Consider the following 15,723-nt stretch of genomic DNA (forward strand, 5'->3'; position numbering starts at 1 on the left):
TGATGATACAAGGCGCCGCCTTTAGATAATCTGCCAGTCTCCGCAAGACGGCCGGCTTTGCTGGCAAGCCCGGTTCCGATGAGGGGTTTCCTTGACATTCCAGACGGTTGATCTCGACCCACGACCGATGGGCGCCCCTCGCTCCATGGCGAGTTCGGCCAGCCGGCAGGCGGAATTCGCCCGCGCGGCTCGCCATTCGCGCGTCGTCCGGGCACTGAAGATCGGCCTGCCGATCCTCGCGGCGGCAATTCTCGTCACCGGAGCGGTGCTGCTCTGGCTGGCGCGCAGCGTCACCGACGACGTCTCGATCACCAGCGCCTCGATCGACGACGGCAGCGTCGTCATGCAGGACCCGCGCATGTCCGGCGTCGACAGCAAGAACCGGCCGTACCAGTTGATCGCCCAGCGCGCGGTGCAATCCCTCGACGGCGGCGGCATCAGCCTCGACGCCATCGAGGCGAAGGTCTCGATCGGCGAGGACGCCACCGCCGACATCCGGGCCGACGCCGGCTATTACGACGCGACGGCCGGCATCCTGCAGCTGACGAAGGGCATCTCGGTCGAGACGACCAACGGTGTCTCGGTCAAGCTCGCCGGCGCCGACATCGACCTTGCGTCCGGCACGATGAACGGCAAGGGTCCCGTCCTGATCAGATCGGGCACCCAGACGATCCAGTCGCAAAGCCTGACGGTCTCCGACAGCGGCAAGATGCTGTCCTTCGGCGGCCGCGTGAAGATGCTGATCAACCCCGCCTCGCTGAAGAGCGAGACATCTGCGTTCCAGCCGAAAGAGTGACGGAGCATGAGCTCTCAGATTTTCCGCATCAAAGCCGTCTGCATGGCGATCCTGCTGGTGTCGAGCGGGGTGGCCGTGGCGCAAAGCAGCGGAGACGCGAGGCAGACCTTCACCGGGCTGCAGCTGCGCGGCGACCAGCCGATCGCCATCGAGGCGAACCAGCTGGACGTCGACGACCGCAACACCGTCGCCACCTTCACCGGGAACGTTTCCGTGAAGCAGGGTGACGTGCAGCTGAGTTCCGGCAAGCTGATCGTCTACTACCGGCGCGACGGCAGTTCCGGCAACGGCACCGGGAATGCAGAGCCCGCCTCCGCGCCCGGCACCCTGCCCGGCGGCTCCAGCCAGATCGAGCGGCTGGAGGCGACCAACAACGTCTATGTGAAGTCCGCCGACCAGGTCGCCACCGCCAATCAGGCCGATTTCGAGATGGCGAAGCAGCTGGTGACGCTGACAGGCAACGTCGTCCTGACCCAGGGCGAGAACGTCGCCGAGGGCTGCCGGCTGACGATCAGCATGGACACCGGCGTCGCAAGGCTCGAGAGCCAGAGCTGCGGCAAGAACACCGGCGGGCGGGTTCGCCTGATGCTGACCCCCGGCCAGAGCGGTTCGGGCCAGGGCTCCGGCCGCTAGAAAGGGTCGAGGCGTGAATGTGCAGTCGCATCCCGAACGCGCGGCGTCGAGCGAAAGTCGTCTCGAGGGAACCCTGATCGCCCAGGGGCTTTCGAAGACCTATCGCGGCCGGCGGGTGGTCGACGACGTCGGGCTGGTGGTGCGCCGGGGCGAGGCGGTCGGGCTGCTCGGCCCGAACGGCGCCGGCAAGACGACCTGCTTCTACATGATCACCGGGCTCATCCCGGTGGATTCCGGCCGGATCGGGCTCGACGGCCACGACATCACGCGGGTGCCCATGTACCGGCGTGCCCGGCTCGGCATCGGCTACCTGCCCCAGGAGGCCTCGATCTTTCGCGGCCTGTCGGTGGAGGACAACATCCGCGCCGTGCTCGAGGTGACGCAGCCCGACCGCAAGGCCCGGGAGCTCGAGCTCGACGAACTGCTCGAGGAGTTCCACATCGCGCATCTGCGCAGGCAGCCCTCGACCTCGCTCTCCGGCGGCGAAAGGCGGCGCTGCGAGATCGCCCGGGCGCTGGCCTCGCGGCCGACCTTCATGCTGCTCGACGAGCCCTTCGCCGGCGTCGACCCGATCGCCGTCGCCGACATCCAGGGGCTGGTGCGCCACCTGACGGCGCGGGGCATCGGCGTGCTGATCACCGACCACAACGTCCGCGAGACGCTCGGCCTCATCGACCGCGCCTACATCATGCATGCCGGCTCGGTGCTGACCCATGGCAGCCCGCAGGCGATCGTCGACAATCCCGACGTGCGCCGGCTGTATCTCGGCGACCAGTTCCACTTCTAGCGGGTGGGTTGAGATCAGCTTCGATCGACATCTCGCTCAATCGTGCTTGGCGAGATCGTCTGGCTGATGAGCCAGGCCGAGGTCGAGCGAGCGTCACCGGCCGATCAGTGGTCCGGAGCGCCAGGTGATGCCGGCGATCCTCTATCGCCAGTTCCGGGCTTTCTAGGTGCGATGAATCGGCCATCAATATTCATATCTGCGCTAGTAATGTTGGCTTCGTGTTCGAATCCCCATGGAAAAGCGTTCGAGGCGATTTGCGCGCCCCAGCCAGATGCGAGTTCAGCCGCATTAGCGTCGTTTATCGAAGATAAATATCCATTTGTGATAGAAAACGGCCTCGATGATTACGGATCCATACTGGCTAATTACATAGCGGAACGCTCTATTAAACCCACAAGCGGAATACGCGCCTGCGAGACAAGTATGGGTGCTTGCAGAATTCATGTTGAATGTACCGTTAGATCCTTTTATGCTAAGGAAAATGTACGATATGATTTAATCTACAGTATGTTATACGATAAATTTTCTGTTATCAGCCTTGCCTCCCATGGTGACCGAGGCAATGATGGCTGGATTATCAGACGCAGGTTTTGATTTCTGACTCTCGTTGCCCCATGGTTCTTTCCGACAGTAGGTTCCCCCTTTTCCCGAGAGGAGGTTCCCACTTTTCGGGATCATGCTCTCGCGAGCGCCTCCGGGCTGCATTCGAGCAGCTCCGGGCTCCCCGTCCGCCGCGCGGATCGGGCACCGGCATGCCGGGCCCACGGCCGCGGCCATGGTGCCTGACCCGCCCCGGCCCTGCCCTTGCGTCACCGCAGGCCGGCAGGGTTTCACGGGCTGGACCGCGTCGTCGCCGGCCGGTCTCGGCGGCGCGGCCACCGACAGGTCCACAAGGACGATTGACAACCTGTCACATGACTCGCTTTGATGACGCCTGTGCGGATCGGGAGGGATAACGCGCGGCTTGCCTCCCGGCCGTTGCATCGTCGTCGCGTGACACTGGCATGACGCCACGTCGCGCCGGGTCCACCGCGAATTCGATCGGCGTAAATGGCACTATCCGCTAAGCTGCAGATCAGACAATCCCAGTCGCTGGTGATGACGCCCCAGCTGCTTCAGTCCATCCGTCTCCTGCAGTACAGCAACACCGAGCTGCAGGCCTTCGTCGACAGCCAGATGGAATGCAATCCGCTGCTGGCGCAGGGTGCGGCGGCGGGAGCGGAGGGGTCTCTCCCGGTGGCTGACGGCGCGCTGCGCACGGCCGTCGGGCAGAGCGCCGCCGCCACGTCGCCGGGCGGCCCTGCGCCGGCAGCCGCCGCGCCGCGCCGCGCCGCCGCCCGCGGCCCATCCGGGGACGGCGACTACAGCATCGACGACCTCGCCGACCGCCACATCTCGCTGCACGGCCATGCCATGAAGGAGGTCGCCGACATCCTCGGCGGCGGGACCGGCCGCAAGGTCGGCGAGGCGCTGGTGGAGCATCTGGACGAAAGCGGCTACATCCGCGTCTCGGCGGAGACCGTCGCGGCCGGTCTCGGCCTGCGCACCGGCCTCGTCGAGGACATCCTCACCCGCCTGCAGGCGGAGGTCACGCCGGCCGGCCTGTTCGCCCGCGACCTCGCCGAATGCCTGACCCTCCAGCTGAAGCGGCTGAACCGCTTCGACCCGGTGATCGGCATCGTCCTGAAGAACCTCGACCTCCTGGCGCGGCGCGACTTTTCCGCCCTGCGGCGCCTGACCGGCGAGGACGAGGCGGAGCTGATGGAGATCCTCGCCGAGATCCGCGGCCTCGATCCCAAGCCCGGTCATGCCTTCGACCACGACGGCTCGGAGGCCATCGTGCCGGACGTCTTCGTCACCGAGGCGGCGGATGGCGGCTGGCGGGTGGAGCTCAACCCGGACGCCCTGCCGCGGGTGATCGTCGACAACACCTATCTGGCGGCGGTGCGCGGCGGCACGCTCACCGACGAGGACGTCGCCTTCCTCGGCGAGTGCCAGCAGTCGGCCAACTGGCTGGTGCGCTCGCTCGACCAGCGGGCCCGCACGATCCTGAAGGTCGCGACCGAGATCGTCCGCCGCCAGGACGGGTTCCTCACCCGCGGCGTCGGCGGCCTGCGGCCGATGACCCTGATGTCGGTCGCCGAGGCGATCGGCATGCACGAATCGACGGTCAGCCGGGTGACCTCGACGAAATACATCGCGACGCCGCGCGGCACCTTCGAGATGCGGTTCTTCTTCACCGTGGCGATCGCCTCGGCCGACGGCGGCGATCCCCATTCGGCCGAGAGCGTCAAGCACCGCATCAAGATCCTGATCGACGCCGAGAGCGTCGGCAACGTGATGTCCGACGACGACATCGCCGCCATCCTGAAGAAGGAGGGCATCGATCTCGCCCGCCGCACCGTGGCGAAATACCGCGAGTCGCTCGGCATCCCGTCGTCGATCCAGCGCCGGCGCGAGATGAATGCCCGCAAGCTCGCCTCCTGAGGGCGCCCGGCCGCGATGCCGCGCGCGGCAGGGTCCGGGCGCGCTGCGGGCGCGCCATCCATTGCGAAGTCCGGGCCAGTATCTAGTTGTGTCAAAAGGCAGGTCGCGTTGACAGGGGCGAACGACGTTCCTAGAAGGCGCCACCTTGCGGACGCGCGGCGCGCTGCCGTGCGGGGGGCCGTCGGCGTTGCCGGATCGCCCCTTGGCGACGACGTCGGACGGGAAAGCCGCAGTGCCTCCCGCCCGTAAGAGAAGCGAGGAACCGGAGTGCCGCCGGGGGTCGTTCCCGGGGCCGGCGCTCCCGAAGCATGATGGCGGACGGCCGCGGCGGCCGTGAGGATCGCGTCATGCATGGAAACGAAGGTTTGGGGCAGGATCGTCGGCGTACCGTCGACGGGGTCGGCTTCGGGCAACAAGGAGAAGTCGAATGGCCTTGCGCGTATCGGGAAAGCATATGGACGTGGGCGAAGCGTTCCGCATCCGGATCGAGGAGCGCCTCGGCGAAGCGGTCGACAAGTATTTCGACGGCAATTTCTCCGGCACGGTCGTCGTCTCGAAGGAAGGCAGCAGCCGCTTCGCAACCGACTGCACCCTGCATCTGGACACCGGCGTCGTCTTCCAGGCGGCGGGCGAGGCGCATGACCCCGACGTGAGCTTCGCCGAGGCCGCCGAGCGCATCGAGAAGCGGCTGCGCCGCTACAAGCGCCGCCTCAAGGACCACCAGAACAACAGCCACCGCGAGATGGCCTACCAGGTCATGGCGGCGATCCCGGAGGAAGACGAGGAGGTTCCCGCCGACTATGCGCCGGCGATCATCGCCGAGATGACGCTGGCCGTCGGTACCCATTCGGTCGCCGGCGCCGTGATGGAGCTGGACCGACAGGACAGCCCGTTCGTGCTGTTCAGAAACGTCAACTCCGGCGATCTGAACATCGTCTTCCGCCGCGCCGACGGGAATTACGGTTGGGTCGACCCCTCGAACTACTCGCGGGAATCGTAACCGCGCGATAAGCTCCGCGCGGTAGGATGACGTGCCCGAAATGAGAAGGCAGGCTCTCGATGGATGTCGATACTCTGATTGACCCCGGCGCGATCCTGCCCGATCTCAGAGCGAATTCCAAAAAGCAGGTGTTGCAGGAGCTGGCCGCCAAGGCCGCCGAGCTCACCGGCCTTGCGGAACGCGAAATCTTCGAAACGGTGCTGGCGCGCGAGAAGCTCGGCTCCACCGGGGTCGGCAACGGCATCGCCATTCCCCATGGCAAGCTCGCCGATCTCGGCCGGATCGTCGGCGTCTTCGCGCGCCTGACGCGGCCGGTGGAGTTCGATTCCCTCGACGACCAGCCGGTCGACATCGTGTTCCTGCTGCTGGCGCCGCAGGGCTCGGGGGCGGACCACCTGAAGGCCCTCTCCAAGGTCGCGCGCCTCCTGCGCAACCGCAAGATCGTCGAGGAGATCCGCGAGACCCGCGATGCCCACGCGATCTATGCGCTGATGACCAACGCCATGGCGCAGAACGCCGCCTGACCGGGGCCGGACGAACGCCGCAGCCCATCTCCTCTCCCTTTCGACGTCACCTGCCTTCCACGCCGCCAGCCTTGCGCGTCGCCGGGATCGCCCGTCGAGCCGGGCCATGCCGCCGCGCGACCGGGACAACCACCTTTACGAGAGATTGTTTCGATTATGCATATATAGGTTGTTGATCGCATGCGATCCTTGATAGGCTGCGACGGTCGACCCTGCATCCGGTCCCCCCTCGGGGCGCACGGATAGACAGCGTCGACGCGACGTGGCTTCTCTTCCCGGGAAAGGGATCGATGAGCGGAGCGCTCCTGCAACGAACGCGCATCGGCGAGTTGACGACGCCGTTCGGCAAGGACGTCCTGGTGCTGCACCGGCTGACCGGGACCGAGGCGCTGAGCGAGAATTTCGAGCTGCGGGTGGATGCCCTGTCCAAGGTGCCCGGTCTCGATTTCTCCACGGCCATCGGCGAGCACTGCACCGTCCGCCTCAACACCATCCGCGACGGCATGCGCTTCTTCGACGGCCTCCTCACCGACGCCGAGTGGCTCGGCGCCGAGGACGGCGCCTATCGCTACCAGCTGACGCTGCGGCCCTGGTTCGAGCTGCTGGGACACCGGATCGACCGGCTGATCTTCCACGAGATGACCGCACCCGACATCGTCGCCAGGGTGTTTGCCGGCCATGGCGGCCTCGCCCGCTTCGAGCGGCGCCTCACCCGCTCCTATCCGACCCTCGAATACACCGTGCAGGCCGAGGAGAGCGATCTCGACTTCTGCCGCCGGCTGATGGAGGCCCATGGCATCGCCTACTACTTCACCCATGGGCGCGGCGAGCACACGCTGGTCATGGCGGACGGCATCTCGGGCTACGATCCGGTGCCGGGCGGAACCCGGAACTACTATCCGCTCGACCGGCAATATCGGCGCGACGAGGAGCATTTCGCCCGCGTCGTCGCCGGGCGGCGCTTCACCCACGGCCGCTCCACCCTCAACGACTACGACTTCAAAAAGCCGAGCGCCGACCTGACGGCGGAACGACGGGGCGACACCGACCACGCCCATGGCGGGCTGGAAGTCTACCGCTATCCCGGCCGCTACACCGAGCGAGGCGACGGCGAGGTCTATTCGCGCCTGAGGATCGACGCGTCGCGCAGCCTCGACCGGCAGATCAGCGCCGATGGCGACTGCATGAGCCTGTCGCCCGGCCATCTGGTGACGCTCGCCAACCACCCGAGCGGGCCGCTCAACCGCGAATACCTGACCCTGTCGGCGCGCCATCACTACCGGGCGGAGGACTATGTCAGCGGCGCCTCCGGCGACGAGGATTCCTACGAGGGCAGCTACACGTTCCTCGCCTCCGACATCCCTTTCGTGCCGCTGGCGGCGACGCCGCGGCCGAGGGCGCCCGGGCCGCAGACGGCCACGGTCGTCGGCGAGGGCGAGATCGACTGCGACGCCCATGGCCGCATCCTCGTGCGCTTCCACTGGGACCGGAAAGGCGACCAGTCGATGCGCTGCCGCGTCACCCAGGCCTGGGCCGGCAAGAGCTTCGGCGCGATCTTCATCCCCCGGGTCGGCATGGAGGTGATCGTCCAGTTCCTCGACGGCGACGCCGACCGGCCGGTGGTGACCGGTTGCGTCTACAACGGCGAGAACACGCCGCCCTATCCGCTCGGCGACGCCAAGACCATCGCCGGCTGGAAATCCCGCTCGACCATCGGCGGCGGCGGCTACAACGAGTTCGCCATCGACGACACCAAGGGCGACGAGCTCGTCCGCCTGCATGCCCAGCACGACCTTCAGGCCAAGGTCCTGAACGACGAGCGGCGCGAGGTCTTAAACGACCGCACGACCGGCATCGGCCATGACGACACGCTCACCGTCGGCCGCGACCTCACCGTCACCGCCGGGCGGCGGATCACGCTGAAGGTCGGCGCCAGTTCGATCGTCATCGATGCCGGCTCGATCACCATCCAGTCGCCCAATGTGGAGATCAGGGCATCGCAGGAGTTCACCTCCCGGGCAAGCATGAACTCCGAGCATAGCGCCGGCGTCCTGATGGACATCAAGGGTGCTCTGGTGAAGATCAACACATGAGCGAGCCGCTCGACCCCGCTCTTTCGCCCCGAGGCGAAGCACTGGCGCCTGCAGGCGACGTGCTGGCGCCCGTCGACCGAGCTCCGGCTCCGGCCGGCGAGACGCCGTCAGCGCGCAGCGGATTGCCGCCCCTTGCCCGGGACGTCTTCACGGCGATTCCCGAGATCGCCGAGGACATGGGGGCGAGGCCGTCGAACGAGACGTGCCCCGGCTTCGTCGATCGCCTGCTCGCCTCCCCGACCCCGGAGGAGGCGGTGACCTTCTTCGCCTATCTCCTGCCGCCCGAAGCGGCGGTGCTCTGGGGCCATCGCTGCATCGCCGCGAAGACCTCCGCGACGACGCCGGCGGAACGGCCGCTCGCCGATCTCATCGCCGTCTTCGTGGCCAGCGGTCTGGCACCGGACGAGCGCGAGGCGCTGCGGCAGGAGATCCGCGCCGTCGCCGAGACGTCGCGCCCGCGCAGCCCCGTCGTCTGGATCGCCCTCGGCCTCGCCTGGAGCACGGGCAGCCTCTCCGCCCCCGACCTGCCGCCGCTCACCGCCCCAGCCTATGCGACGCCGCGGGCGATCAATGCCGGCGTGCTCGGCCTCCTCGCCCGCGCCGACATCGCCGAGCGGGCCGCGACCCTTTCCGGCTTCGTCGCCATCGGACGGCGCATCGCCGCGGCGATCGCGGCGGGGCGGCCGGCCTAGCCAGACGCGAACCGAGCCCGGAGCCCGCCATGCGCATCGAACTCGTCATCGAGAACATCGACACCCTCGCCAATGGCGGGCCGACGCGGATCGCGATTGTCGACCGCTCCTTCGAGATCGGCCGCGAACCGCCGCGCGACTGGGTGCTGCCGGATCCCGACCGCTTCATCTCCAGCCGCCATTGCGAGGTCCGCTTCGAGGCCGGCGGCTTCGTGCTGGTCGACCATTCGACCAACGGCACCTTCCTCAACGGCTCGGACAGGCGGCTCACCGGGCCGCAGCGACTGGCCAGCGGCGACCGGATCCAGATCGGACGATATGTCGTCGCGGTGGCGATCGGCGGCGCGGCTGTCAGCGATCCCGTGATCGGCGATCCTGCGATCGGCGGCCGGGCGGACGGCTGGGGCGAGGAGCGCCCAGAACCATCCGGCGCCCGGCAGGACGCCGGCTGGGGCGAGGCATCGGACGATCCGTGGTCCATCGACGGGCCGTTCGCCCCGCCGATCGAGCTGACGCCGCCGCCCCGCCCCTTGCCGCCCTCCTTCGAGGCCGACGTCGTCCTGTCTTTCGGCTCCAGGGGCGGTCCCGGGGGCGGTTCCGGGGGCGGTTCCGGGGGCGGCGCGGCGAGCGGCGGCTTCCGGCCCGCCGGAGCGGTCACGCCTCCGGACGATAGCGGATGGGCGGGCGGGGTTCGCGGTCCTCGCGGCGCAGACGGCTGGGGAGACGGGGGCGAGGAAACCGGCGATCCCGACGCCGCCTCGCCCGGCCGGGAGGACGACGACGTCTTCGAGATCGGCGCTGCGGCCCGGCGCGCTTCGCAAGAAGCGATCGGCGACGAGCAGCGCCGGCCGGCGACGCTTCCGGCGGGCGCGAGGATGGCGGATGCCGCCGCCCCGATGGCCTTTGTCCCGGCGCGCCCTGCCCCGCGACCGGTCGAAGCCTCGTTCATGCCGGGACGTTCGACGCACGGGCCCTCGACGCACGGCCCATCGACGCCGGCGCCCTCGATGGCCGACCCCGCGCCGAGCGGGCCAACGACCGGTCCCGCGGCCGACACCGCCGGCGCCGAGCGCCTGCTCGCCGACATCGCCGTGGCGGCGGGCCTCGACCCCCGCGTCCTGACCGGCCGGCCGGCCGACGAGGTCGCCCGCGAGATCGGCGCGCTGCTGGCTCTCGTCACCGGCGGGGTGGGCGAATTGTTGCGGATGCGGGCGAAGGCGAAGACGCTGACCCGCAGCGCCGACCGCACGACGATCGAGGCGGCGGGCAACAACGCGCTGAAGTTCTCGCCCAACGCGCAAGGCGCACTCGCCAAGATGTTCGGCGCCGAGGGGCCCGGCTATCTCGCCGCCGGGGAGAGTTTCGAGGAGGCCTTTCGCGACCTCTCCCGCCACGAGCTGATCACCTTCGCGGCCATGCAGAAGGCGCTGAAGCGGCTGATCGACGACCTGTCGCCCGATTCCATCACCGCCCGGCTGCCCTCGTCGGTCATGCCGTTCTCGAAGAAGGCGCAGGCCTGGGATCTCTTCGTCACCCGCTGGGACGCCAAGACCGAGCCCTTCGAGCACGGCATGCTCGACGTGTTCCTGCAGTATTTTCGCGAGATCTACGACGAGACCGCCCGGAGCAAGCGGGGGTGACGGGGAGCGATGACGCCGTTGCGAGCCTGCCCCGCGCCAGCGGCGGCGCGGTTCGGGCGGAGCGGCGAGGCAGCCCAGATTGACACCAAAGATTGCAGAGGATTTAATCGATGCTCGTTTAACGAGAATTGTGGGGCCCGCCCATGTCGCGACATCCGACCCTGTCACTCAGCCTCGCGGTGGCCATGGCGGCAGTCATCGCGGAATCAGGACCGGCCGCGGCCGATCCGGCCTATGATCGCCGCGAGGTGACCGAGTTCTTCCTGAAATCGGCGGGCGAGGTGAAGGGTCTCGGCAAGACAAGGTCCATGCGCGTCGCCGGCACCCGGGGGATCTGCGTCGGGCTGGAATCGGAATGCCGCAAAGGCGCCCAGCGGCCGACCGGCTTCGATCTCCTCATCAACTTCGACTACGATTCGGCGACGCTGACCGGGGCGGCGCGGGACAATCTCGACGAGATGGCCGCCGCCCTCACCGACCGCAGGCTGAGCGCGGTGCAGTTCGTCATCGAGGGCCACACCGACGCCCGCGGCGCCGACCGGTACAATCAGGAGCTTTCGCGCCGGCGGGCCGAATCCGTCCGGGCCTATCTGCTCGCCCGGGGCATCGAGCCGGGGAAGATCTCGGCCCTCGGCCTCGGCGAGCGGGTGCCGCGCGTCGCCGACCCGCTCGATCCGGTCAACCGCAGGGTCGAGATGCGGGTGAGCGTCCAGTAGACCCCGCGCGGGACGCGGCGCGCGATGGCGGACATGGTAGCCGACGAAACCGCCCTGCTGGCGCCTCTCTCCCCGGACGAACCCTGTGGCCCCGATCTCGTGGCAGCGGGCGATCCGCAGGTGCTGACGTTCCGGGACCGGATCGAGGCGCTGCTGCCGGCGAGTTTTCCGGGCGGGCGCCTCACCCGGGAGGACGGGCTGCCCTTCGACGTGCGGGAGATCCGGCTGCGCGACGAGCGGGCCGCGATCGCCGCGCTTCTCGCCCGATCCCGCGATCTGCGCCTCGTGCTGCTCGAGGCGCGGCTCCTGCTGCTGGCCGGCGACCTGCCGGGGCTCGCCGGCCGGATCGCGCTCGCGGCAAGGCTCCTCGACACCCACTGGGAGAGCGTGCATCCGCAGGCGGCGGCGGACCGGCGGAGCGAGTTCGAGGCCTTCGAGCCGCCCGTGGCGGGTCCGATCCCGCTGCAATTCGTGCCGATCCTGCGCGACCGGCGGGCGGGGGCGATCCGCTTTCGCGACGTGATGATCGCGGCGGGCGAGGCGCGGGGACCGGAGAGCGAAACGACCCTCGACGAGGCGACCATCCGCGCCGCCCTGGCCGATCCGGCGAACCGGGCAGCGGTGGCGGCCACGCGCGACGCGCTCCTCGCCATCGAGGACGCGATCGAGGCGGTGAAGGCGGCCTTCGCCGCCCATGGCGCGGCGGGCGCGGCGCCCCGGATGCAGGCGTTCCGCGCCATGGCCGGGCGGATCGCCGCGCTGATCGACGAGGCATGCGGCGGGCCGCCCGACCGGCGCGGCCAGGAGGCCGCCGGCCCGGCACCGGGGGCAGCGGCTTCGGCCGGTCCGCCGCCCGGCCTTGCGGCGCTGGCGACGATCCCGATCGGCCATCATGACGAGGCCGCGGCGGCCCTTCTCGCTGCCGGCCGCTATTTCGCCTCCAGCGAGCCGTCCTCGCCGTCGCTGCTGCTCGTCCATCAGGCGCGGGCTCTGATCGGCCGCCCGCTGATGGAGGCGCTGGCGGTGCTGGCGCCCGAGCGGCTCGCCGAGGCATCGCTGGGGATCGACGGGGCGCCCGGTCTGGCGCTGGACCTCGCCCGCCTGCAGGCGCTGAGCGACACGGCCGGCGGTGCAGCCGACGCCGGGGCCGGCGGCCGGGCGCCCGCCGGAGCCGGCCATGGGGCTCCTGCGACGATGCGCTTCGAGGCGAAGAACCGCGAGGCTGCCGCAGCGCTGATCGCCAGCGTCGAGGCCTATTTCCGCCTCGCCGAGCCGTCGAGCCCGGTGCCGCTGCTGCTGGCGCGGGCGCGCGGGCTCATCGGCCGCGACTTCGCGGCGCTGCTGCCGCAACTGTTCCCGTCGCTCCGCCGGGACGCGGACTGAACCCGGCGTGCCGCGGCGCCCGGCGCGGCCGCCCGCGCCGCCCGGCAGCTGCCTCTCGGGCAGGGCCAACAACTCGTATAAGTTTTGTTTGACTTTATATTTCAACTCTGGCTTGCTTCGGTTCGACACAGCAACAGGGAGCAGCAGCCATGGCCTCCGATTCCGGCCAGCGCTTCATCCAGCGCAACCGCCCCCCGCGCGTGCAGATCTCCTACGAGGATCCGCACGATGCCAATCGCCGGGTGGAGCTGCCCTTCGTCATGGGGGTGATGGCCGATCTCTCCGGCAATGCGCCGGGCCGGGAGAAGCCGCCCGTCGGCGAGCGGACCTTCGAGCAGGTCGACATGGAGACTTTCGACGACCTGATGGCCAAGCTGAAGCCCGGCGTCCGCTTCGCCGCCGAGAGCACGCTGAAGGACGAGAGCACCTCGAAGGACGGGGGCGGCGACCGCCTCTCCGTCGAGCTCGACTTCCAGTCGATGGACGATTTCAGCCCGGCCGCCGTCGCCCGCAAGGTGCCGCCGCTGAGGAAGCTGCTGGAGGCGCGCCAGCAGCTGTCGAACCTGCGCAGCTACATGACCGGCCGCGTCCAGGCGGAGGATCTGTTGCAGAAGCTCCTGTCCGACCCGGCCCTGATGGCGGCGATCAAGGATCGGCGGGCCGGCATTCCGGCCGTCGCCGGGGCAGACGGTGAAGGCGCCGAGCGCGGCAGCGATGCGGAAAAGCCCGGCGGCCACGCCTGACGACCCCAGACGACACCAGACGACAAGGAAGAACGCGCCGATGAGCGAGATCCGGTCCACCGCCCTGGAAGCCCGCAGCGAGGCCGTCGCCGGCACGGTCAGCGAGGCCGGGGCGAACGAGGCCGACGCCTTCGCAGCGCTGCTCAAGCAGAGCATCAACCCGACAAGGTCAGAGGCCCGCGCCAGCGAGGTCGACCGCGCCTTCGACACGCTGATCGCCGAGGCGCTGGAAAATGCCGACCTCGTCGGCTCCGACGTCTACGAGACGCTGGGAGCGATGATCGCCCGCATCGACGAGGCGCTGTCGACGCAGATCAACGCCATCATCCACCATCCGACCTTCCAGGAGATCGAGAGCGCCTGGCGGGGGCTCGAATATCTCGTCACCCATTCCGAGACCGACGCCAACCTGAAACTCAAGGTGATGAATGTCGGCAAGCTGGAGCTCTACCGGGAGCTCGAGAGCTATCGCGGCGCGCGCTGGGACCAGAGCCCGCTGTTCAAGGAGCTCTACGAGGCGGAGTTCGGCCAGCTCGGCGGCCAGCCCTATGGCGCGCTGATCGGCGACTACTATTTCGAGAAGTCACCGACCGACATCGCGCTGCTGCGCCATCTCGGCAAGATCGCCTCGGCCTCCCACTGCCCCTTCGTCGCCTCCGCCGGCCCGGCGCTGCTCGACATGGAGAGCTGGAACGAACTGTCGAAGCCGCGCGACATCTCCACCGTCCTCGACACGCCGGACTTCGCCGCCTGGAAGTCGCTGCGGGACTCGGAGAATTCCCGCTATCTCGGCCTCTGCATGCCGCGGGTGCTGGCGCGCGAGCCCTATGGCGCAAAATCGGTGCCGGTCGAGGAATTCGGCTTCGAGGAGGAGACCGACGGCCATGCCGGGCAGAAATACGCCTGGATGAACGCCGCCTACACCTATGCCGCCAACATCAACCGCGCCTTCAAGGACTATGGCTGGACGGTGCGCATCCGGGGCGTCAATTCCGGCGGCGAGGTCTCGGACCTGCCCACCCACGCCTTTTCGACCAGCGATCCGGACGCCGGCAGCGGCAAGATGATCGACCTCAAATGCCCGACCGAGATCGCCATCTCCGACCGGCGCGAGGCGGAGCTGTCGAAGGCCGGGCTGCTGCCGCTGATCCACCGCAAGAACACCGACAAGGCGGCGTTCATCGGCGCCCAGTCGCTCTACCGCCCCAAGGCCTACGACGACGCCGAGGCCACCGCCTCCGACAACCTCTCCTCGCGCCTCACCTACATGTTCGCGGTGTCGCGTTTTGCCCATTACCTCAAGCAGATGGTCCGCGACCACATCGGCACCTACAGGGAGCAGGAGAAGCTGCAGACCTGGCTGCAGACCTGGATCTACCAGTATGTCGACGGCGATCCGCGCAATTCGTCCGAGGAAGCCAAGGCCAAGCGGCCGCTCGCCGAGGCGCGGGTCGAGGTGTTCCCCGACGAGGAGAACCCCGGCTATTACGGCGCGAAATTCCACCTGCGCCCGCATTTCCAGCTGGAAGGCATGGATATCGGCCTCAGCCTGGTCTCGAAGCTGCCGAAGAACGAGGCCGCCTGAGGCGCCCGCCCGCGAGCGGGGCTGCCCGGCCTGCGCCTCCCCGGCAGCGGGCAAGGCAGCCCCGCCCGATCCTCATGACATTGCTTGCGGGCGGATCGACCGCCCGGCCATCACTGGAGACGCGACATGGCAGTCGACATCTTTCTGAAGATCGAGGGCATCACCGGCGAGGCCCAGGACGAGAAGCACCGGGGCGAGATCGACGTCCTCGCCTGGAGCTGGGGGCTGGCCCAGAGCGGGACGACCCACATGGGCCCCGGCGCCGGCTCGGGCAAGGTCGCGGTGCAGGACATCACCTTCACCAAATACTGCGACAAGGCGACCACCAACATCCTGAAATACTGCTCCAACGGCAAGCACATCGCGAAGGCGCTGCTGACCATCCGCAAGGCGGGCGGCGACGCGCCGGTCGAGTATTTCAAGCTCGACATGACCGACCTCATCGTCTCGTCCTACGCCACCGGCGGCTCCGCCGACGGGCTCGACCGGCTGCAGGAGACGGTGACCCTCAACTTCCGCAAATACACCGTCACCTACACCGAGCAGACCAAGCAGGGCACGCCCGGCGCCGCCACCGACGCCACCTGGGACATCGCCGCCAACGTCGGCTCGTGAGGGAGAGGACTCCGGCGGCGGGCGACGGC

Annotated in this window: 14 protein-coding genes; all 14 read left to right on the plus strand. The window is 68.7% G+C overall.

What is annotated here, in order from left to right; genetic code table 11:
* Positions 1-91 precede the first annotated feature (91 nt).
* The 14 genes from lptC (at position 92) to ATO4_RS16695 (ending at position 15,694) form a co-directional block, all read left to right on the plus strand.
* Positions 92-796: an LPS export ABC transporter periplasmic protein LptC gene (lptC, locus tag ATO4_RS16630; protein WP_139802505.1), complete on the plus strand. Its 705-nt coding sequence runs from the start codon at positions 92-94 to the stop codon at positions 794-796.
* Positions 797-802: 6 nt separating this feature from the next.
* The gene (gene lptA, locus ATO4_RS16635; RefSeq protein WP_083592655.1) at positions 803-1,429 is read left to right on the plus strand and encodes a lipopolysaccharide transport periplasmic protein LptA; all 627 of its coding nucleotides are present in this window, start codon (positions 803-805) and stop codon (positions 1,427-1,429) included.
* A 13-nt stretch (positions 1,430-1,442) separates the two neighbouring features.
* Entirely contained in the window at positions 1,443-2,216 is a 774-nt protein-coding gene (gene lptB / locus ATO4_RS16640) for an LPS export ABC transporter ATP-binding protein (RefSeq protein ID WP_083592656.1), read from the plus strand.
* 1,050 nt (positions 2,217-3,266) lie between these two features.
* On the plus strand, positions 3,267-4,703 hold the full coding sequence (gene rpoN / locus ATO4_RS16645) for an RNA polymerase factor sigma-54 (protein WP_083592657.1): 1,437 nt from the start codon (positions 3,267-3,269) through the stop codon (positions 4,701-4,703).
* 427 nt (positions 4,704-5,130) lie between these two features.
* Positions 5,131-5,703, plus strand: coding sequence for a ribosome-associated translation inhibitor RaiA (raiA, locus tag ATO4_RS16650; RefSeq protein WP_083592658.1), 573 nt, complete (start codon positions 5,131-5,133; stop codon positions 5,701-5,703).
* Between the two features lie 59 nt (positions 5,704-5,762).
* On the plus strand, positions 5,763-6,227 hold the full coding sequence (ptsN, locus tag ATO4_RS16655; RefSeq protein ID WP_083592659.1) for a PTS IIA-like nitrogen regulatory protein PtsN: 465 nt from the start codon (positions 5,763-5,765) through the stop codon (positions 6,225-6,227).
* A gap of 290 nt (positions 6,228-6,517) precedes the next feature.
* Positions 6,518-8,320 (plus strand): type VI secretion system tip protein TssI/VgrG, encoded by a 1,803-nt coding sequence (gene tssI / locus ATO4_RS16660; RefSeq protein WP_083592660.1) that lies wholly within the window; start codon positions 6,518-6,520, stop codon positions 8,318-8,320.
* Positions 8,317-9,012, plus strand: coding sequence for a hypothetical protein (locus ATO4_RS16665; RefSeq protein WP_139802506.1), 696 nt, complete (start codon positions 8,317-8,319; stop codon positions 9,010-9,012). Before tssI ends, ATO4_RS16665 begins: the two co-directional genes overlap by 4 nt.
* A gap of 29 nt (positions 9,013-9,041) precedes the next feature.
* Complete coding sequence (gene tagH, locus ATO4_RS16670) at positions 9,042-10,652, plus strand: type VI secretion system-associated FHA domain protein TagH (protein WP_083592662.1); 1,611 nt, start codon at positions 9,042-9,044, stop codon at positions 10,650-10,652.
* 143 nt (positions 10,653-10,795) lie between these two features.
* Positions 10,796-11,368, plus strand: a complete 573-nt coding sequence (locus tag ATO4_RS16675; protein WP_083592663.1) for an OmpA family protein — start codon at positions 10,796-10,798, stop codon at positions 11,366-11,368.
* A gap of 33 nt (positions 11,369-11,401) precedes the next feature.
* Positions 11,402-12,751, plus strand: coding sequence for a type VI secretion system ImpA family N-terminal domain-containing protein (locus ATO4_RS16680; RefSeq protein WP_176223032.1), 1,350 nt, complete (start codon positions 11,402-11,404; stop codon positions 12,749-12,751).
* A 149-nt stretch (positions 12,752-12,900) separates the two neighbouring features.
* Positions 12,901-13,494, plus strand: a complete 594-nt coding sequence (gene tssB, locus ATO4_RS16685) for a type VI secretion system contractile sheath small subunit (RefSeq protein WP_083592665.1) — start codon at positions 12,901-12,903, stop codon at positions 13,492-13,494.
* 40 nt (positions 13,495-13,534) lie between these two features.
* A complete protein-coding gene (gene tssC, locus ATO4_RS16690) occupies positions 13,535-15,079 on the plus strand; it encodes a type VI secretion system contractile sheath large subunit (RefSeq protein WP_083592666.1) in 1,545 nt (514 codons plus the stop codon).
* Between the two features lie 126 nt (positions 15,080-15,205).
* Positions 15,206-15,694: a type VI secretion system tube protein Hcp gene (locus ATO4_RS16695; protein WP_083592667.1), complete on the plus strand. Its 489-nt coding sequence runs from the start codon at positions 15,206-15,208 to the stop codon at positions 15,692-15,694.
* The last annotated feature ends 29 nt before the right edge of the window (positions 15,695-15,723 follow it).

It is taken from the genome of Aurantimonas sp. 22II-16-19i (assembly GCF_002088275.1).
Classification (GTDB): Bacteria; Pseudomonadota; Alphaproteobacteria; order Rhizobiales; family Rhizobiaceae; genus Jiella.